The organism is Novosphingobium barchaimii LL02 (genome assembly GCF_001046635.1).
Classification (GTDB): Bacteria; Pseudomonadota; Alphaproteobacteria; order Sphingomonadales; family Sphingomonadaceae; genus Novosphingobium; species Novosphingobium barchaimii.
On sequence record NZ_KQ130453.1, the window covers coordinates 845972 to 866111 of the forward strand.

The 20140-nt window shown below is 63.2% G+C and carries 16 protein-coding genes and 1 riboswitch; of the genes, 6 read left to right on the top strand and 10 right to left on the bottom strand.

Annotated features, from left to right (window positions below):
• Positions 1–164 precede the first annotated feature (164 nt).
• Entirely contained in the window at positions 165–2519 is a 2355-nt protein-coding gene (locus V474_RS10350; RefSeq protein WP_059151404.1) for a TonB-dependent receptor, read from the top strand.
• 52 nt (positions 2520–2571) lie between these two features.
• Here V474_RS10350 and cobF read toward each other — a convergent pair whose 3' ends face one another.
• Genes cobF through cbiE form a run of 4 tightly spaced genes read right to left on the bottom strand, consistent with a single transcriptional unit; the run spans position 2572 to position 5717 of the window.
• Positions 2572–3327, bottom strand: a complete 756-nt coding sequence (cobF, locus tag V474_RS10355; protein ID WP_059151506.1) for a precorrin-6A synthase (deacetylating) — start codon at positions 3325–3327, stop codon at positions 2572–2574.
• A 28-nt stretch (positions 3328–3355) separates the two neighbouring features.
• The gene (gene cobM / locus V474_RS10360; protein WP_059151405.1) at positions 3356–4141 is read right to left on the bottom strand and encodes a precorrin-4 C(11)-methyltransferase; all 786 of its coding nucleotides are present in this window, start codon (positions 4139–4141) and stop codon (positions 3356–3358) included.
• A complete protein-coding gene (locus tag V474_RS10365) occupies positions 4138–4533 on the bottom strand; it encodes a cobalamin biosynthesis protein (RefSeq protein ID WP_407938324.1) in 396 nt (131 codons plus the stop codon). Before V474_RS10365 ends, cobM begins: the two co-directional genes overlap by 4 nt.
• Entirely contained in the window at positions 4515–5717 is a 1203-nt protein-coding gene (cbiE, locus tag V474_RS10370; RefSeq protein ID WP_201786020.1) for a precorrin-6y C5,15-methyltransferase (decarboxylating) subunit CbiE, read from the bottom strand. The genes V474_RS10365 and cbiE overlap by 19 nt, the downstream gene beginning before the upstream one ends.
• Between cbiE and V474_RS10375 the strand changes: the two genes are divergently transcribed.
• Complete coding sequence (locus V474_RS10375) at positions 5716–6486, top strand: cobalt-precorrin-6A reductase (RefSeq protein WP_059151507.1); 771 nt, start codon at positions 5716–5718, stop codon at positions 6484–6486. The two genes, cbiE and V474_RS10375, sit on opposite strands and share 2 nt — an antisense overlap.
• Here the strand turns inward: V474_RS10375 and cobJ are convergent.
• The 4 genes from cobJ to V474_RS10395 are packed head-to-tail and all read right to left on the bottom strand — an operon-like array spanning position 6450 to position 9653.
• The gene (gene cobJ, locus V474_RS10380; RefSeq protein ID WP_059151408.1) at positions 6450–7211 is read right to left on the bottom strand and encodes a precorrin-3B C(17)-methyltransferase; all 762 of its coding nucleotides are present in this window, start codon (positions 7209–7211) and stop codon (positions 6450–6452) included. The genes V474_RS10375 and cobJ overlap by 37 nt on opposite strands.
• Positions 7208–7945 carry a precorrin-2 C(20)-methyltransferase gene (gene cobI, locus V474_RS10385; RefSeq protein WP_059151409.1) on the bottom strand — a complete coding sequence of 246 codons (738 nt, stop codon included), beginning with the start codon at positions 7943–7945 and terminating at the stop codon, positions 7208–7210. Before cobI ends, cobJ begins: the two co-directional genes overlap by 4 nt.
• Complete coding sequence (locus V474_RS10390; protein WP_059151410.1) at positions 7942–8571, bottom strand: precorrin-8X methylmutase; 630 nt, start codon at positions 8569–8571, stop codon at positions 7942–7944. The genes cobI and V474_RS10390 overlap by 4 nt, the downstream gene beginning before the upstream one ends.
• Entirely contained in the window at positions 8571–9653 is a 1083-nt protein-coding gene (locus V474_RS10395; RefSeq protein ID WP_059151508.1) for a cobalamin biosynthesis protein CobG, read from the bottom strand. The genes V474_RS10390 and V474_RS10395 overlap by 1 nt, the downstream gene beginning before the upstream one ends.
• A 243-nt stretch (positions 9654–9896) precedes the next feature.
• Positions 9897–10120: riboswitch (cobalamin riboswitch) on the bottom strand.
• Between the two features lie 351 nt (positions 10121–10471).
• Here V474_RS10395 and V474_RS10400 point away from each other — a divergent pair.
• On the top strand, positions 10472–10729 hold the full coding sequence (locus V474_RS10400) for a GlsB/YeaQ/YmgE family stress response membrane protein (RefSeq protein WP_059151411.1): 258 nt from the start codon (positions 10472–10474) through the stop codon (positions 10727–10729).
• A gap of 328 nt (positions 10730–11057) precedes the next feature.
• Here V474_RS10400 and V474_RS10405 read toward each other — a convergent pair whose 3' ends face one another.
• Positions 11058–13127: an AsmA family protein gene (locus V474_RS10405; protein ID WP_059151509.1), complete on the bottom strand. Its 2070-nt coding sequence runs from the start codon at positions 13125–13127 to the stop codon at positions 11058–11060.
• Between the two features lie 269 nt (positions 13128–13396).
• Between V474_RS10405 and V474_RS10410 the strand changes: the two genes are divergently transcribed.
• The 3 genes from V474_RS10410 (at position 13397) to V474_RS10420 (ending at position 16922) form a co-directional block, all read left to right on the top strand.
• Entirely contained in the window at positions 13397–14089 is a 693-nt protein-coding gene (locus V474_RS10410) for a murein L,D-transpeptidase catalytic domain family protein (RefSeq protein WP_059151412.1), read from the top strand.
• A 59-nt stretch (positions 14090–14148) separates the two neighbouring features.
• A complete protein-coding gene (locus tag V474_RS10415) occupies positions 14149–15594 on the top strand; it encodes a L,D-transpeptidase family protein (RefSeq protein WP_059151413.1) in 1446 nt (481 codons plus the stop codon).
• A gap of 107 nt (positions 15595–15701) precedes the next feature.
• A complete protein-coding gene (locus V474_RS10420; RefSeq protein ID WP_059151414.1) occupies positions 15702–16922 on the top strand; it encodes a phospholipase A in 1221 nt (406 codons plus the stop codon).
• A gap of 131 nt (positions 16923–17053) precedes the next feature.
• Here the strand turns inward: V474_RS10420 and V474_RS10425 are convergent, their stop codons facing one another.
• Entirely contained in the window at positions 17054–20059 is a 3006-nt protein-coding gene (locus tag V474_RS10425) for an ATP-binding protein (RefSeq protein WP_148649352.1), read from the bottom strand.
• Positions 20060–20140 lie beyond the last annotated feature (81 nt).

The window sequence follows — 20140 nt, forward strand, 5'->3', positions numbered from 1 at the left end:
CAAACTAATTGAACAACGGATTGCCAAACGGCAGTCCGTTGTTTGTCGTATTCACGATACTGTTGAATGTCCGACCTACGGATACAGATAACGTCCATAAATATAGATTGCGTTATTGCGTCATCATGACACCTCAAGAACAATACAACTTGAGGGAAACATCCATGACCGGCCGAGTGAGAATTGCAAAACTGACAGGAAGCGCCATCTTTACAGCACTGGCCTTCACGGCAATCCCCGCGCTGGCACAGCAGGCGGACGAAAGCGAAAACGGCAACACCATCGTCGTCACCGCCAAGAACCGTAAGGAAAGCCTGCAGGATGTTCCGCTGGCAATCACCGCGCTCAGCAACCAGGATCTTGCCAGCGCCCAGATCCGCGACGCACGCGACCTTCAGAAGATCACGCCCAACCTCAGCCTCTTCGCCGGATCGGGCCGCAACGATCCCTCTGCCTATTCACTGCGCGGACTGGCGCCCAACACTTCGGACGAACGCTACCAGGGCATCTCGATCTTCATCGACGGTGTGGCGCTTTCCGGCCAGCTTGCCTCGCTTGACCTCGAAAACCTGCAGCGCGTGGAAATCATCAAGGGTCCGCAGAGCGCCACGTTCGGCCGCGCGACATACAGCGGCGCCATCAACTACGTCACCGCAGATCCCTCGGGCGACAGCATCACCGGCTTCGTCAAGGCGCGCGGCAGCCTGACCAACAACGCACCGGACGCCAGCTACTACTTCGGCGGCACCGTCACCGCGCCGATCGTCAAGGACGCGCTCTGGCTTTCGGTCTCGGGCTCACTCATGCAGAACGGCGCCTTCGCCAAGTCGGTGGACGACCGCGCCCCGATCGGGCGCGAGCGCACCCAGGTCGTCTCCGGCACCCTGTTCTTCAAGCCGGACGACACGTTTTCGGTCAAGCTGCGCGGCATGTACCAGCACGACCGGGATTCCTCCCCTTCACAGGCCGTCGAACATCCCCGCGAATGGCTGAACGCTGGCGTTCCGGTAGCGGCGTTCTCACGCGGTAGCGGCTCGTTCTTCCCCACCTACCTGCCCAGCGGCGACCTCGATTCGATCGGCACTCAGGGCGCCACCGGCTATGGCCGCGACCGCTATTTCGCCAGCGCCGTGGTCACCAAGCAGCTGGGCGATTACGAACTGAGCTACCGCGGTGGCTACTTCAAGGAATCGCGCTGGGCCAACGTGGCCACCGTCCCCCGCTCGCCGCGACCGGGAGTAGACCCGGTCTTCGGAGACCTCGTCACCACCGGCACCGTCACAGTGCGCAGTTCGGTGCTGGGCACGTTTCCCTCCACCGAGACGTTTGAGAACACCAGCCACCAGCTCATGCTGCTCTCTCCCGGCGACAAGCCCTTCCGCTGGCGCGCCGGGCTGTATTACTTCTGGGAGAACGATCTGTCGGCCTTCACCGGCTACGGCACCGCCGCCAATCCAAAGGGCATCACCCGCAATGACAACCTTACCAACATGGCCGTTCTCGGCGGTTTCGACTGGGATTTCACGGATAAGCTGACGCTGAGCGGTGAAGGCCGCTATGCGCATGAAAAGGTGTCCTCACCCGCTTGCCCAAGCTGCGCATTCTATCCCACGCTCACCGATTTCAACAACAAGTCGAACGACTTCAGCCCGCGCGTGACCTTGAGCTACAAGGTCACCAACGAGAACATGGTCTACGCTCTGTTCTCGAAAGGTGTGAAGAGCGCCCGGTTCAGCTTCGTCAATGTGGCGGGAACCTATGTCGGCCTCGCCGCCGATCCTGAGAAACTATTCAACTACGAGATCGGCAGCAAGAACTCGTTCTTTGGGGGGCGCCTGACAGTCAACCTCGCCGCGTTCTATGACGAAGTGAAGGACCAGCAGCTGGTTTCCACGCAGGAACGCACGGTCAATGGCAACACGGTCAATATCGCCACGGTCGGCAATGTCGGCGCCTCGAAGATCCTGGGTTTCGAAGGCGAAGCCAGTCTGAAGGTCACGCCCAGCCTGACCCTGCGTGGATCGGTCGGCTATGCCCATCAGGAGTTCACTGCCAAGAACCCGATAATCATCAGCGCCAGTTCGACGTATGGTTTCCCGGCCAGCGCCAACAACTCGATCGTGCTCGACGGGCTGACCCAAGCAAACGTGCCCGACTGGAACGGCTTCATCGGCGGCGAGTACAAACTTCCGGAAATGGGCGGCTTTTCGCCCAGCCTTCGTGTCGACGGTGCCTATCGCGGCAGTTGGTACGCGAACCTCGCGAATACCGTGAAGGGCCGCTCGGCCTGGACGGTGGATGCGCGGATCAACTTCGCCAGCGACATGATCGACTTCTCGCTGTTCGGCCGCAACATTCTGAACAACCAGCGCCCGACCGGTTCCGGCCTCGCCGGCGCGACCGCGACCTGCATCTTCGTGGAGCGCGATACCGCTACTTACGGTGCGAACCAGCAGTGCCTCTACGCTTCGATTCCCCGCCCCGCCGAATGGGGGATGGAAGCCACGCTGCGGTTCTAAAATCTTTCAAGACATCCCGTAAAACAGGTCCGGCAGGCACGTCCTGCCGGACCTAGGCGGGCCCCCGCCGCAGCAGATAGACGTCCATCACCCAGCCGTTCTCCCGCCGTAGCCGGGGTTTCAGCTGGGCGATGACAGGACCTGCTTCGGCAAGCGGGCCCGACACCAGGGCTTCATTCGGCATACCCAGATAGGCGCCCCACCAGATGCGGATGTCCTGATCCGCCAACTCCTCGAACGCACACGCCGGGTCCAGCATGACGACCATCGTATCCGCATTTTCCGGCCATCCGTGATCGCGCAGGAGGCGCCCCGTCATAATGGTCACGGGCCGGGCAAGCCGGTTCAGAGGAATGCGGTGGGCGGCCGTCAGTGCCTGTATGCTGGTGATGCCTGGAACCACCCGAAGGTCGATCTCCAGACCGCCGCGTTGCAATCGCTCGGTGATGCGCAGCGTGCTGTCGTAAAGTGATGGATCTCCCCAGACGAGCAGGGCCAGCCTGCCACCCTCGGGCAGATGAAGCGCGATCTGCTCCCTCCAGACATCGGCGATGGCATCGTGCCATGCGTTCACCGCGCCGAGGTAGTCGCCTTGCGCATCGCGCGTCGGCAGATCGAATTCGACCACGCGCACCGGCCGGGTGAGGACCGCGTCGCAGATGCCCCGCCGCAAATCGAGCAGATCCGACTTGGCTTCACCCTTGCGCGGCAGCAGGATCACGTCAGCATCGTTCATTGCTCGGATCGCCTGCAGCGTGAGGTGATCGGGGTTGCCGGTGCCGATACCGATAAGGCTCAGTTCCATCACAGCGACGGCGCGGCGCGGGACGGGCGGTTCATTCCGCCGACCCTGCATAACGGGAATCCGCGTGCTGCGGCCGGAAACGGCGGTCGTAGCCTTTGGCGTAGAGGCTGCTTTCGGCGAAATCCTGCGCCTCAAGAACACGGCCGACCAGGATCAGCGCCGTGCGCTCCATGCTGCCTGCAACGGCCTCGGCGATGGTGTCCAGCGTGGCCCGAACGATCCGCTGGTCCGGCCAGCTTGCCCGCCATACCACGGCGACGGGGCAATCCGCGCCGTAAAGCGGGCTAAGGTCTGCAACGACCTGCGCCAGATTGTGTACCGAAAGGTGGATCGCCAGCGTCGCCCCGGTCGCCGCGAAATTGGCCAGGCTCTCGGCGGGCGGCATCGTGCTGGCGCGGCCCGGCGTGCGGGTGAGGACCACGGACTGCGCCAGCGCCGGCAGCGTCAGTTCCGCCTCCAGCGCGGCGGCAGCGGCGGCAAAGGCGGGGACGCCGGGGGTCACGGTAAAAGGAATGCCGAGCGCGCGAAGGCGGCGCACCTGCTCCCCCATCGCCGACCACACCGAAAGGTCGCCGGAATGCAGCCGCGCCACGTCCTGACCGGCGGCATGGGCCGCGCTGATCTCGCCAATGATCGCATCGAGGTCCATTGGCGCGGTATTGACGATGCGCGCATCCGCCGGGCAATGGCCCAGCACGGCCGGCGGGATCAGTGATCCGGCATAAAGGCATACCGGGCTGGCCGCGATCAGGTCGCGTCCGCGCAGGGTGAGAAGGTCTGGTGCGCCCGGTCCGGCGCCGATGAAGTGGACCGTCATTGCGATGCTCCCTGTGCGATGTCTTGTGCGATGGCGCAGGTCGCCATGCGATCTTGTGAAATCCGGCGCGGGGCCAGCAGGCGGGCTTCCCGTCCCCGCAGCGCCGCAAGCGCGCAGGCTTCGGCCACGCTGCCCACGCCGCGCGCTGCCAACGAAGATTTGGACAGGGTCAGTGTCTGCAAACCGACGACCTGTTCCGGGGCAACGGCGATCACCGGCAGAAACAGCAGGTTCGCCAGTTCGGCCAGATCGTCGGCCTTGTCGGCAAAGGTCGCCAGATGGGTCACCGGCGGGGCACCCTCCCGCGCGAGTTGATACGCCGAGCACAGCGAAAAGACGCTGGCCCCCGCCCGGAACCCGAAGCCGGCAACGATCACAGCGCCGTGCTCCACTGCACCACCGGATAACGCGAACGCCAGCCCCGGCGGCTCCCCAGCGGTGCAGCGTCGGCCAGTTCGATCCGCATCAGATTGCCGCCGAGCTGGCCATGCCATGCGGCGAGCAAGGCTTCGGATTCAAGCGTCACCGCATTCGCCACCAGCCGGGTTCCGGCAGGAAGCTGCGCCCACAAAGCCTCAAGCATCGCCTGTGACAGCCCGCCGCCGACGAAGACCGCAGACGGCGACGGGCCTTGCGGGAGGGTCTGCGGCGCGCGGCCAAGGATAACTTCCAGCTTGTCCGTGCCCAGGGCCAGGGCATTGGCCCTCGCCCGCCCTGCCCTCTGCGCATCCGCTTCCACGGCGCAGGCCGAATTTGCGGGATGCGCAAGCAGCCACTCGATCGCGATGGAACCAGAACCCGCGCCGATGTCCCATAGCAATTCGCCGGGGCGCGGGGCAAGGGCGGAGAGGGTGAGCGCGCGTATCGGCGCCTTGGTGATCTGGCCGTCGTGGTCGAACAGGCTGTCGGGCAGGCCGCAGGTCGCAGGCAGCACCGCCCCCTCGCCCCGCACCTCGATACCGGCGGCCACGGGATGAGCCACGTCCGCAAGCCCCGGCGCGGCGGCGGTCACAGTGCGCAGCCGTTCGCGCGGCCCGCCCAGTGCTTCCAGCACGTGGATGGTGGAAGCCCCGAAGCCCTGTTTGGCAAGGTAGGCCATGAGCGGCCCCACTGCCTCGCCGCCGCGCAGCAATGCCAGAATGCGCCGCCCCGGCCAAAGGTAGGGTCGCAGCCGATGCACCGGGGCCGCATGAAGGCCAAGGCAAGCTGTGTCCTGGATCGCCCAGCCAAGCCGCGCCGCCGCCAAGGCGAAGGTGGAGAGCGCCGGATATGCCGTCCACTCGCCCACTTGAAGATGGCGCGTCACGCTGCTTCCCGCGCCGAACCAGAACGGATCGCCTGATGCCAGCATCACCACCTTGCGGTCCCGGTGGGCAAGCACTTGCGCGACCCCCTCGGCGAAGGGCACTGGCCATTCGATGCAGGCAGCGCTAACCGGCCCCAGAAGCGCAAGGTGGCGCGGCGGCCCGATCACCAGATCGGCCTGCGCCAGTGCCGCCCGGCTCGCCGTGCAAAGACCGGAGGCGCCATCCTCGCCGATGCCGACGATCGTCAACCAGGGGGAGGGGGAATTCATGTCAGTCAAACCCAACGTCCTGCTGCTGGGCGGTACAACCGAGGCAAGCAGGCTTGCCCTGCTGCTGGCGGAACGCGGGATAACCGCAATCTTCAGCTACGCGGGCCGCACCGAAAGCCCGCGACCGCAGCCCATTCCCACGCGCATCGGCGGCTTCGGCGGAGTAGCCGGGCTGGCGGCGTACCTGCGCGAGCACCGCATAACCCACCTCGTCGACGCCACGCATCCTTTCGCGGCGATGATGAGCGCCAATGCCGTAGCCGCCGCAGGGCTGACCGGCACGGCCCTTGCCGCGCTCACCCGGCCCGGCTGGCAACCCGAGGCGGGCGATCGCTGGACGCGCGTGTCCGGGCTTGACGATGCCGTCGAGGCGCTTGCCGGGCCGCGCCGCCGCATCATGCTGGCGCTGGGCCGGATGCACGTCGATGCTTTCGCCGCGCAGCCCCAGCACCACTACCTGCTCCGCTTTGTCGACGCGCCGGAGCATCCCCCCGCGCTGCCCTACCACAGCCTGGTGGTGGACCGCGGTCCGTTCGCGGCCAGGACTGATCGCGATCTGCTGCGGGCGCACGCCATCGATCTCGTCGTGAGCAAGAACGCAGGCGGCAGCGGCGCCAGCGCCAAACTGGTCGCGGCGCGCCAGCTGGGCCTGCCGGTACTGATGATTGACCGCCCCGCCCTGCCCGACAGGCGCGAATTTCACTTTCCGCAGGACGTCCTGCACTGGCTCGGTCACGATCCCTCCCCCGGCACCGAGCGCGGCGTATAGAGGATGGGCCCCGCCGGCCGTTCGATGATCCGGGTCCGGCTCGAACCAACGATCACCATCGTGCGCATGTCGGCCATTTCCGGCCGCGCCTCGCCCAGCGAGACGATCCGCAGGGTTTCGTCGGGCGTAGTCACCGCGCGGGCGAAAAGGATCGGTCGCTCGTCCCCGCAAACCTCTCGCAGGACCGCCAGCGTGTGAGCAAACCCGTCCGGCCGCGCTTTCGAACGCGGGTTGTAGAACGCCATCGCAAAGTCCGCCTCAGCCGCCAGGCGCAAGCGTTTCTCGATCACCGGCCACGGCTTGAGATTGTCGGACAGATTGATCGCGCAGAAATCATGGCCCAGCGGCGCACCTGCGCGGGCAGATGCCGCCAGCATCGCGGTGATGCCCGGCAGGACCTGGATGTCCAGCGCGCGCCAATGCTCCGGCCCGGCCTCCAGCGCCTCGAACACGGCGGCGGCCATGGCGAAGACCCCCGGATCGCCCGACGAGGCGACGACCACGCGCCGTCCCCGCGCCGCCAGATCGAGCGCCAGCGCGGCCCGGTCCAGTTCGACCCGGTTGTCCGACGGGTGCAGCACCAGGCCTTCGCGCGGCCTTACCCGCGCGACGTAAGGGCCATAACCGACCACATCGGTCGCCTCTGCCAGCGCTGCATCGACCTGCGGCGTCACCAGCGCCTCGTCGCCCGGACCAAGACCGGCGATGGCGATCCAGCCGCTCATGGTCGGCGCCCCTGCCCGTGGATCAGCAGGATTGCGAAGTAGGGCGTCACGCTTTGTGCGTCGGCAAGGCGGGTTACGCTTTGGCCGGGCATGGCGGCATGTTCGACCAGCCAAGCTCCGTCCTCGCGCCCGGCAGCGGCGACGGCGCGGCGCAGCTTGGGCAGGTTGCGGCCGATCTTCATCACCACCAGCGCATCGGTATCGCGGATGCGCCGTACCAGTTCTTCCTCTGGAAGTGTCGCCATGGCCACGGTCAATACATCGTCGCCCCAGGTGATCGGCAGGCCGGTGGCGTTCCAGGCCCCGGCCATGCCGGTGATGCCGGGCACCACCTCCACCGGAGTACGCCCCGCGAGGCGGCTGTGGAGGTGCATGAAGGACCCGTAAAAGAAGGGGTCTCCCTCGCATAAGACCACAACGTCCTCGCCGTTGCCGGCGGCGGCCACCAACTGCTCGGTGCAGCGGGCATAAAAGGCCGAAAGGCAGGCGTTGTATTCCGGATGGGAAAACGGGATTTCCGTCGTTACCGGGTATTCCATGGGAATTTCGACGACATCGGGCCGCAGCATCCCTTCGGCGGTGCGCCGCGCGTGGCCAAACCGGCCCGCCTTGCGGAAATAGGCCACCTGCCGGGCACCCCGCACAAGCCGGTCGGCCCGCACGCTCATCAGGTCCATGGCGCCGGGCCCCAGCCCCACGCCGTGGATCGTGCCGATCGTTCCCGCGTCCTTCATTCCGCGCGGCTCGCCAGGGCGTTGACCGCCGCCACCGTCACCGCGCTGCCGCCCAACCGCCCCTCGACGATACAGCCGGGTACCGGCAGCGCCTGCCACAAGGCGTCCTTGGATTCTGCCGCGCCGACGAAGCCCACCGGGCAGCCGATGATGGCGGCGGGGCGGGGGCAAGTGGGGTCCTCCAGCATGTTGAGCAGGTGGAACAGGGCAGTCGGCGCGTTGCCGATGGCCACAAGCGCGCCGGAAAGATGAGGCCGCCACAGCTCCAGCGCGGCGGCGGAACGGGTATTGCCCATCGTCTGCGCCATCCGTGGAACCGCCTCGTCGCTCAAGGTGCAGATTACCCGGTTGTCTGCGGGCAGGCGAGCGCGGGTAATACCCTCGCCCACCATTCGCGCATCGCACAGAACTGGGGCACCGGCGGCCAGCGCGGCGCGCGCGGCCACGGCGAAACCGGGCGAGAAACGGATATGCCGCGCCAGTTCCACCATGCCCGCTGCATGTATCATCCGTACCGCAACGGATTCTTCCTCGGCGTCAAAGTGCGCCAGATCGGCCTCGGCGCGGATGATGGCGAACGACTGGCGGTAGATCGCCGCGCCGTCCTTTTCGTAGTCATGAGGCATCAGACGGCTCCGAAGTGAGCGATAAGGCTGTCGATATCCAGGCCCGCACGAAGCGGCGGGGCACCGGCACGCTGGCCAAGGGAAAGATCGTAAGCGCCGCGGCGTCCGGTCAGCACCACATCGGCCACGCCGGAATGGGCGCATCCCTTCGCGCAGCCGGAGACGTGAAGCCGGCCCACGACATGCGGCGCCAGCCTACGGGCCAGCATCCGCGTCTCGACGCTGGACTGCGGGCATTCAGGCATACCGGGGCAGGCGTCTACGCGCAGCAGCGGTTCGTTCGGGTCGAGAGAAAGACCGTCGAGCTGACCTGGCATCCCGCCTTCCGTCAGCAGGATGCGCCAGGGTGTGGTGCGTATTCCCGTGATACCCGGCGTCTGTGCCAGTTGGATAAGGGTCGGCGCTTTCAGCCGGCCGAAGGGCAGCCCATAGGCCGTGCCTAGTTCGCGCTGACCGGGAGCGGGAGCGGCTTTCGGCTGCGCGGGCTGCACGCTTCCCCGGGCCCAGTCGGGCAGGGGTGCGGCATGTCGTCCCATGCGGCCTGCAGCAGCCCCGCCGCTCTTGGCGAACCAATGCGCGAGGTCGATCAGCGCCTCTACCTCAGCCCCATGCCCAAGCGGCACACCGACCGCGCGGCCCTCTGCGCGTAGCAGGAGAACGCCCTCGCTGCCGCGCTCGATCCTGAAATCGCCGCTCTCTGCGCTCAGGGCAGGCTCAGCGCCGGCATCAATGACGAAACCCACCTTGCCCGGCAGCGCGGGCAATTCACCTAGCCGGTCGTGAAGCGCGGCGGCGATGCGGTGGGTATCGTCGCCAGGCTTCCAGTCGGGCGAAACGAGGATGTTGCGGCGCCCTTCTCGACCACCATCTGCGTCGACAAGGCCAAGTGCCAGCAGGCGGTCCAGCAGGTCCGGCCACGCTGCTTCGGTCACGCCACGAATTTGCAGGTTGGCGCGGCGCGTAACGTCTAGCGAGCCTGATCCGTGGGCAACCGCCGCCTCGCCCAGACCGACAGCCTGCGCGGGTGTCAGGCGGCCAAGGCGCGGCTTTACGCGGACCAAAAGCCCGTCTCCCGCCATCATCGGGCGCCAGGCATCAGGGCACCAGCCCCTGACCTTGCCGCCGCTGCTGCCACCTTGCGGCGTGCTCACAGTCGCTCTCCACGCGCCGGGCGAGAAGGCTGGGCTTACCGACACCTCGGCCGCCGCGCACCACTGGGCAGGCGCAAAAGCACCCAACGCCACGCGGCCGTGCAGCCCCAGCCACACAGCTTCGTCGCCCAGACGGAGAAGTACCGTGCCATGACCAACCCCTGGGTCAGGGCAAGAGCGACCGGTGCGCCGGCAGGTCTCCTGGCTCGCGGGTCAAAGCTTGATGCACGCCTTCCCAGATGGGCAAATGGGCCCTTCCAGTGGCTGCCTCCGAATGGAGGCATGTGCATCGCGCTATCCGCTCACAGTTGCAGGGACAGCCACGGAATTGGGAGCCAAGGCTCCCGCACCGCATTCCCGATTAAGCCCGTTAGGGCACCGGCACGATCATGTCTGGCGACAGGCAAGCCTGCCGCCTCGCCACCGCCCTATCGAATTCGCCTCCCTAAGCCAATAGACGAACGGACTTTACCGGACGCCCTAAGCTGAAAACGAACGGTCGACAAACAACCGGCACCGTTTTGGCATTATCGGAATCACGGCACACCTATGCCCCGCTGTGGTTCATGGCGAACGGGAACTGGTGCACTGCAACGCTCCTCACCATCCGCATTTCCCCGATCCCGAATGCGCGTGGCTTACAATAAGTCAGATGGGTCGTGGGAACGTTGTACGGTCTAGGAGGTTTACGTGGCTTCGATGTCGTCAAGGCCAAGATGGTTTCTTACGACCGGAAAACAGGAGGATTTATGGGAATTATCATGTGGCTTATAGTCGGGGGCGTCATCGGCTGGCTGGCCAGTTTGATCATGCGGACAGATGGGCAGCAGGGTATCTTCCTCAATATCATCGTCGGGATCGTCGGTTCGTTTATTGGTAGCCTGATCTTCTCTGGCGGCAGCATCAACAATGCCCCTCTGACGCTTGGCACGTTCCTCGTTTCGTTGATCGGCGCGGTCGTCCTGCTGGCGATTGTCAATCTCGTACGCCGTGGTTCCGTACGCTAGAACTACCTCTTGATATCTAGAGTAATACCGGGGCGGCAGCTGATAAGCTGACCGCCCCGGCTCTATGCGCGGTGAGATGGTTTGCGCATCGCCGCGAAACTTTTCGATCTGAGAATCTCTGAGAGCCCGTTTGAAAATGCGCAGAAGAGCGCATTTTGAATGCGGCACCAGCCCATTCTCAAACGGTCTCTAAGAGTGCGATCACCGAAGCCTTCCGGCGCATGGGAAGTGCGCATGGGTGAGTTTCCGGTCAGTGCAGACCGTCCCCTGCGCAACGAAGCTAGTAAGCCGGCCATCCGCGTTCTGAAGGCGCTATATACTTACCGCTTCAGGAACCCGTCTTTGCCTTTTCATCACCTAGATCGGTCCGGGGCGTGCCCTTGGTGGTGCGCTGAGCCGCAGCCCTAGCGCCTGACAGGACAGGACCGCAGGCGGCTGACTTCGCGTCGCCCACGTCAACGAACGCAAGCAAGCCTGCCACCGGTGATGCCAACACTGCCAGCCCCAGCCCAGCTCCAGCGCGCCCCAGCAGTTCGGGGCTGATCACTTGCAGCGATGGGCTGGCAAAATGCCCGCCCAAGCGCACTGGCGACTGCCCGGACAGCAAGCTGAACTTCTTTCCATCTGCACGAAACGCCAGATCAACAGCTTCGGTAGCAAAGTTAAAGCCTCCGCGCGCGGTGACTACATTTTTGCTAGTGTCGATGAGAATCGGATCTGAGGCCGCCCTGCCACCGCGAACGGTGAAAGCGAGCAGACCGCAATTGATCTCGATCGGCTTCTTCAACTTGCCTTCGAACATCTTGTAGACGAAGGTCCCAAGGTCGAGTTCGGCCAGCTGCGCGTTCTGGGTCCACAGCGTGCCCTGCGGCATTACAAAAGCGATGCGCCCGGACGAAGTCGCAAGCGAATCGTGGAGGGTGTCGCCGCGCCCATCCAGCTTGATGCGCCCGTGAACCGATCCGGTGGTGCCCGAATCCGCAACCCCGTACCCTGCAAGCAGGCGCCCCATCGGCGTCGAACCGAGGCGGATGTCGTAACTGATGGCCGATGGACGCTGACGGGTGTCGAAAATCAGGTCGGAAGAAACATCACCCCTCGCCATCGAAAAGGTCAGTGGCGACAGCGCCAGCCGCCCGCGTTCGAGCGACAGCTTCATCGCGACGTTTGAAACCGGCACATTCTTCGACCGAATGATACCTATCTTCCAATCCAGTCCGGCATCAAAGCGTTGCATCGACGCCACCGGCAACTCCGCATCGGGCAGCACTCGTTGCGCCCCTGCGCCCGTCGCCGCTGCGGCCGCCACCGCGCCATCCGCGGCGACGATATCAGGATTGTACCCGATGAAGGGCGCTGCATCGATGATGTCCAGTCGGCGTGTCGTCAACGTAGCGTCCAGGCGTAGCCGATCCGCATTATTGACGGTAAAGCCGCCCGAAAGATCAGACTGGCCGAAGGTACCGGTCATGCCGGTGAAGCGATACGCCTGCCCATCCTTCACCATCTGCGCCTTTAGAGCGTATCGCCGCGTTTGCGGAATAGTGACGTCGATCACCCCCAGCAGCTGCGACAGGTCTTTACCCTGGGCACCGACGCGGAGCGGCACATTTTCGAACTCGGTCAGCGCCGGGAGCGTTCCGGCGACGTCGATCACGCTGTTCACGGCCCAAGCGCGCAGTTCCAGCTTGTTCGTCCCTCCAGCGACGCTCGCATCGGGCGAAAGCAGGCGCGCGGCTACCCGGAACGGCGTATCGCGAAACCGTCCGTCGCCGTTCACTCCAACTGACTTGCCAATCCGGGTATCAGTCGAAACGATGGGATCGATCCTGAGGTTCGCCAGCAGCGGCATTTTCGGATCGACATAGCGAATGCGCGTGCCCGCCACGCTGGCGCGGTCGATGAGCGGCAGTTCGAATGGTTTGCCTTCACCGCTGCTGCCAAAAGTCCAGGTATTGCGCTTGTGCTGCGCATCCCATTCAAGATTGGCGTTTCCATCCACCAGATCGAGCGAATAAGCGTGCTTGCGACCGAAGATCATCGAAAACGGCGCGATGCGTGCCTCGATCCGCCGCGCAGCGAAAAGAGTATCGCGGGACGCCCACTGCGGATTAGAAACGGTGAGCTTCTCTGCCACAAACTTGATGCGGAACGGTGCGAAATAAAGCTGGAAGTCTCCTCCCACGGTAATTTTGCGATCCGCCAGCGACCCTGCGACATTTTCGAATGGGTGTTTTAGAAAACGCCCTTTCGTGATGAAAAGCACCAGCCAGATCGCAAAAATCACGCCAATCAAGATCAACACTGCGTTGCGTATGATTTTCAGAATATGCCGCCGCCGCCGCACGTCTGCAGGCGTTGCTGGGCTATCCGCATCGGCAGGTGTATTTGCGTCCATCATATGCCGTAGCGCACGAAGGTAGCGTTTGGTTTCCATCCAACCAACGCGCCGCTCTAGGTAACTCGCAAATGACAGTCACGGTCGTTCACGGAAAACAAACCGGTGCTCAAATAGATATCGTCATACTCAGCCAATTATTCGGCAAGATTCACCCGGAACCGCCACCAGGCAGCTCATCGTAAAAATTGAATGAAGTGTGTAAAAGTGAACTAAGAAACCCGCTGTCAACATCTTTAAATAGACCAACATATTTCCATAATGGGGCCATGGATAAAATGTCCCTTCAAACCTCCAGACGTGCCGCCATGTTTGCCGGTGTTGCTGCGGCTGTTGGCGCCGCAGCATGTTCAACTCGCGTACCATTTATGGCGGAGTCCGCCCCGCCTATGCCTCTACCGGCCCGCCCTCCGATCGCGCCCGCCGCAATTGCTCCGGCAACCACGCGGTTTACCGTCGACCCAAAGATCCTCCAAAAGGCGCTGGCCGCGCTCGACGAGCATTCGAAGACCATCACCGCGCGCGATCGCATCGCCATTGTTGACTTTTCGGCACCGTCTTCCGAGCAGAGGCTTCACTTTCTCGATGTTGAAAGTGGCAAAGCCACTCGGCTGCTCGTTGCACACGGGTCCGGCTCGGACCCGGGCCATACCGGCTTCCTCAAAAGTTTCTCGAATGCGTTTGGATCCAATGCCTCCAGCGAAGGGGCTTTCATGACCGATACCTATTACGCCGGCAAGCACGGCCGCTCGCAACGCCTGATCGGGCTCGACGCGACGAATAATAACGCCCTCGACCGGGCTATCGTTATACACAGCGCATGGTATGCCAATGACGAAATGGTAGCCGCTCACGGCAAGTTAGGCCGTAGCCAGGGCTGTTTCGCGGTGGGTGAGAACAGGCTGGACGACGTGTTCGGGTTTTTGGGGAAAGGTCGGCTCGTCTACGCAGTCCGCGCGTGACGCTGTGAAACTCTCAGCGCTGCCACCTGTTGTTGTAAGGGTCTTTTAGGGAGATCCGTGTGCGCAAAAGTGTGATCGCTGGTTCGCTGTTGGTTCTGACGTTCACATTGGCCGGATGCAATTTCCTTGCCGGAGAAACTGACAAGGCGGCAGTCGCGACCAGAATTGAGCAAGTGCACTGGAACGAAGCATCGGTACGCCAGCTTCGCAAAGCCGTCGACAGCCGCGCTGCACACGGCCTCGATCGCATGCAATTTGTCGTCGAAGGCCAACCCGGCAGCGCAGAGGGCCAGGAGGCGCTAACCCGCAGCGCTCTTCGCTATGCAGCAGCCTTGGCACGCGGCGCCACCGACCCTGCCGAGTTATACGACATCTACACAGTGCGCCGTCCAAAGCCCGATCTGCTGCGCGGGCTTGCCGGGGCGCTTTCCACCGGCGAGGTCGGGGACTGGATCGATGGCCTCGCGCCGAAGGACGAGGGTTATGACACCTTGTCCAGGGCCTATCTAGCGCTTCGCAAACAGACTGATGCGCCGACACCCGCTATCCCGGACAGGGATGAGCCGCTGAAGCCCGGCACTGCCGACCCGCGCATTCCCGCAATCGCCCGCCAGCTGGTGGCATCCGACTATCTTGACCGCTCTGCAGCGCAAGGCGGTAGCTACAGCCCGGCAATGGTTCAGGCTGTCCAGCACATGCAGGCCGATTACGGGATCAAGCCGGACGGCATCATCGGGAGCGATGCGCTCGAAATCCTCAATTTGTCCGATGCGGACCGTGCCACGACGATCGCAGTCGCCATGGAGCGGATGCGCTGGCTGGATCGCAATGCCCCGCCGACCCGCATTGACGTGAATATCGCCGCAGGGAGGCTGCTGTACTGGCGCGACGGGAAAATCGCCGACAGCCGCAAGGTCGTGGTCGGCGAACCGGCGAACGAAACGCCGCAGCTGGGATCGCCGATCTACCGGCTGGTTGCCAATCCAACGTGGACCGTGCCGCGCTCCATCCAGAGCAAGGAAATCGCCGGCAAGGGCGGTGACTATCTGCGCCGCAACAATATGGCTTGGAAAAATGGCTGGGTCGTCCAGCAGCCAGGTCCGAAAAATTCGCTTGGTCTGGTCAAGTTCGATATGAAGAACGAGCACCAGATTTACCTTCATGACACGCCCGCCAAGCAGCTGTTCCAGGAAGTTCAGCGCCAGCGCAGCCACGGCTGCGTACGGGTTGACGATGCGCTGGACTTTGCGGAAATGCTGGCGCGCGATGAAGGCGTGATCGACGAATGGCACCGCGCCCGGGCAACTGGCAAGGAAACCTTCGTTTCGTTGCCGAGAGAGATCCCCGTCAGGCTCATCTACCAGACGGTGGGGTTCGGCGAAGACGGTGAGCCGGTTATCCGCTCCGATCCTTACGGATGGAACGACGGTGTCGCAGCTGCACTGAGCTTTCCTGCGCGCCAGACTTACCGTCTGAAGACTTCAGGCAACGATGTCGGCCCTTGAGGTGCTGAACGGTGCGTCCGGGTTGACTGAACGCAAACTCCTGTTGCCTACAGTAGCATAAGCCCTATTGGTCATGCCCCAATCCATGCCGGGGAGCAGTTGCTCGTATGAAAAGACCGCTCACGTTTGTGTCCGCGCTGGCTCTAGCAGCCGCGCTGCCCGGCAACGCATTCGCCCAGAGCGTGATCGAAACATTGATAGGCAATGTCGAACCAGGCGCGGATGGCGGCGCAGAGCTTGATATCCGCTTGCTCAACACCGGTACGGCGACGGCCGAAGCAAGCCTTCCGGATGCCGTCGAGGCACGACTGGCCCGGCCTGGGGCATTGGGCGCAGGGCGCACCGTCATGCTGCACCGCGCGCCGGCGACGCCTGCCACGGTCACCATCACTCCCGGCAGCTTCGCTTCCGCCCACTACCAATTGGCGCCGGGCAGTTTCCAGAACGGGGCATTGCTTTCGGTGCCCGTCTGGGGCGGGCAGACCGTGGCGCTCGCAGCGTTGGATCCCGTACCGGCAGCCGCACCGTCAGGCGCGGCGCGTGACACCGGCGTGCAGATAGCCGCAGCCCTCCCGGCAACCCCGCCGCCGACCGATCGCACCGTAGGCAATGCTTTCCTTGAGAATCTGAGCGCCTACGATCCGATCTATGCTGTTTATGGGCCCGGCACCAACAGCGAGGCCCGCATACAACTGAGCTTCAAGTACCAGTTGTTCGGTAGTCGCGCCCGAGAGGGCAGGCCCGCAATGGGCGACGGATTCTACTTCGCCTATACCCAGCGCATGTTCTGGGATTTGGGGGCCGACTCCTCTCCTTTCCGCAACATCGATTTTCAACCGGAACTGTTCTACGTAACTCCGCCCAAGGCGCTGTCCGACAAAACTACGTTGAGCGCGCAGATCGGCATGCGTCACGAATCGAACGGGCGCGACGGCGACTTTTCGCGCAGCCTCAACACGGTTTACATCGCACCGATGGCCGCCTTCTCGCTAGGCGGCGGCACCCGCCTTACGGTTGCCCCCCGCGCCTGGCTGTATGCGGGCGACCTGTCGGACAACCCGGATATCCGCCGTTATCGTGGGAATACCGGTTTATCCGTAGAGATCGGCCAAGAAAACGGCCTGCGCCTTTCCACCTCTAGCCGCTTCAACTTCGGCAGCGGGAAAGGTTCGATCGCAGCAGACTTGTCTTATCCGCTACGCCGCATTCTAGGCGGCGGCCCGGACTTCTACCTCTTCGGTCAAACTTTTACAGGCTATGGCGAAAACCTGCTGGACTACAACCGGCGCACCACCCGCCTTCGCATCGGCGTAGCTCTGGTAAGGTGACGGCTGCGGCCCCCGTGACAAATCTATCCCGCAATGCTTCCGTCTCGCACCACCAAACCCGGAGTTCAAACATCTAGGGGCTATTGAAGGGCAAATCGCTGGGAGCCAAAGCGGCTCCCGACGCACCCGCATCATCCCTCGATGATTTCGCGAACGCGCGTGGCCAGCGCCTCCATTGCAAATGGCTTTGTAATCATGCTCATCCCGTGCTCAAGAAAGCCTGACGCCAGCGCCGCGTTCTCGGCATATCCGGTCATAAACAGCACCTTGAGATCAGGCCGAAGCAGCCGCCCTGCCTCGACGACTTGGCGACCGTTGAGCCCGGGCAGCCCGATGTCGGTGATCAACAGGTCAATACGCTTGTCCGACTGCAGCATCTGCAACCCCTTTGGCCCGTCGTTCGCCTCGATCGCGCGGTAGCCCAGTTCGGTCAGAACCTCGATGATAAGGTCGCGAACGACTGACTCGTCCTCGACGACAAGCACGACCTCACCGGAATCGGAAACATGCTCGTCGCCGAGGGCTGGAATATCCTCTTCCCATTCTGCTTCCCCGAGGTGCCGCGGAAGGTAGAGCTTGAATGTGGTGCCATGGCCAAGTTCGCTATAAATCTTGGCATAGCCTTCCGACTGCTGGGCGAATCCGTAGATCATGGACAAGCCAAGGCCGGTGCCCTGGCCAATCGGCTTGGTGGTGAAGAAAGGTTCGAATGCCTTGGCAATTGTATCCTTACTCATCCCGGTGCCGGTATCGGTGACGCTGATGCAGACGTATTGCCCAGGTTTAACGCCGCTCTTTCTTGCAGCGTAAGCCTGATCAAGATGCGCGTTGCCAGTTTCAATCGTCAGTTTGCCGCCATCGGGCATCGCATCGCGCGCGTTGATTACAAGATTAAGCACCGCGCTTTCAAGTTGATTGGGGTCGCACAGCGTGGGCCACAGACCGCCAGCGAGCACCAGTTCCAGTTCGATATGCTCACCGATCGTCCGCCTAAGCAGATCTTCCACCGAAGCGAGTAGCTTGTTGGACCGGACCGCCTTGGGGTCGAGCGGTTGACGGCGCGAGAAGGCAAGAAGGCGGTGCGTCAAAGCTGCCGCACGATTGGCCGCGGTAGTGGCGCCGGTGATGAACCGACTGATATCGGCATGGCGCCCCTGTTCCACGCGGCGCTGTATGATCTCGAGACTGCCTGTAATGCCCTGAAGAAGATTGTTGAAATCGTGGGCAATGCCGCCGGTCAGTTGGCCGACCGCTTCCATCTTTTGGGATTGGCGGAGCGCCTCTTCGGCGGCCATTAATTCCTGTGTCCGGACGCTGACCTGCTCCTCCAGAGTTGCATTGAGCTGCGCTAGTTCCTCGGTCTGCCGCTTGCGCTCCGTTGCCCCGCGCACGCGCTCGGCAACATCGCGCATGAAAAACACATCCTCATTGCTCCATACGCGCGGCCCGGCATTGTTTACGTATGCAAGTGCTACAAAGTCGCCCTGCTCGACCAGAGGCATGTTGATGAACGATCGGGCGCTGATCGCTTCCAGAACGTCAGCGGTAGAGTGCGTGCGGTCGTCGAGCCTGACGTCACCGATTGCGACAGTCTCGCCTCGCTTCAGATTCTCGATGTAGGAGCCATGCTCGCGGAAGTTGAGTGTACCGGCAATCGTCTTGATGCCGGGCGCGTTCCAGTCTCGCTGGACAGTGATCGTTTCCAGGACCTTGTCCACGGTGCCGTAGCCAGCGCGGCTCACGCCCAGACCAAGCGCGAGTGCGGTCGCGCCGGCAAATTCCATCTCGGCAATCTCGCCAATCGATCTCAGCTTGTCGCTCAGATCGAGCAGTGCGGACTTGCGCTGCTCGGCGGTCTTGCGCTCGGTGATATCGTAGCTGACACCGGGAAAGTGCAGTGGCTCACCGGCGTCCGACAGGATGCAACGACCCTGCGCCACGAGCCACACGATCGCGCCGTTGTCCTGCACAAGGCGATATTCCTCGTAGAACATGCAGCCACTGTTCAGCGCGTTGGCAATGGCGGCCTGCACTCTGTCCATATCGGCGGGATGCAGACGCCGGAAGAACAGCTCAATGGGCGCCCCGCGTTGGGCCATTTGGGGATCGACACCGTAAAGCCGCGCGAACCTGGAATCCGTGCGAACGAAATTGGCGGCGACGTCCCAATCCCAGGTGCCGATGCCTTCTCCCGCAGAAAGCGCCTGCTCGAGCCGCTCCTGGCTTTCGCGCAGCGCAACATCGGCATTCACCCGTTCGGTCACGTCGACGCCCTCCACGAAGATACCCGTGACGACATCGTTTGCGTCTTTAACCGGCTGAAATACAAAATCGACAAGATGGTTAGTAACTGGCCCCCCCGCGACCGGTTCAACGGCGTAGAGCGCCGCATCCGCTTTGTATGCCTTGCCTGAGCGAAACACCTCGTCGAGGGTGGCAACATATCCTTGTGCCGCAGCATCGGGGAGCGCCTGAGCGACAGTCTGGCCGACAAGAGCGCTTCGGCCGGTCAATCGAAGGTAGGCCGGATTGGCCAGCGCGAAACGATGTTCGGGGCCTTCCAGTAAAGCCATAAAGCTGGGGGCCTGCGCGAACAACTGCGCAAGCCGGTCCCTCTCGCTTGCCGACTCGCCTTCTGCCTGGACCTGCGCGGTGATCTCGATACCTTGATGAAGCAGGCCAGCGATGGCGCCATCCTCGCCACGGATAGGGGCCGCCGTGAAGTCCCACCAAGTGACTTCACGCTCGCCATTCCGGACCAATTCCAGGCGAACCATCTTCGCCGAAAAACCCTCACCGGTTTCCATCGCCCGGTAATATGATGGTGCGAGCAGGGTCCAAGCCTCGCCCCAGCCGTCGCCCGCCGGACGGCCCAGTGCATGGGGATGCCCGCCCGCGAGTGCCGGGATGTATGCATCGTTATAGAGCAATATCAGATCTTGCCCCCACAGGACCGCGCCCAGGATTGGCGAGTTGATGCAGGCCGAGACGATCGAGCGCAGCGATTGTGGCCATGTCCCGGGATCACCGAGAGGCGTGGCGCTCCAGTCAAATGCCCGCATCAACGCCCCGATTTCCCCACCCCCGGTTAGAAACGAAGGCGCAGCGCGGTCTTGATCTTCACTCAGAATGGTCATTCGCGACGACGTTCCCTTGCCGATGCGTCATCAATTCGCGCCGCATCCCTCGGCTTTCGATAGAAACTGCCGTTTTGTTGA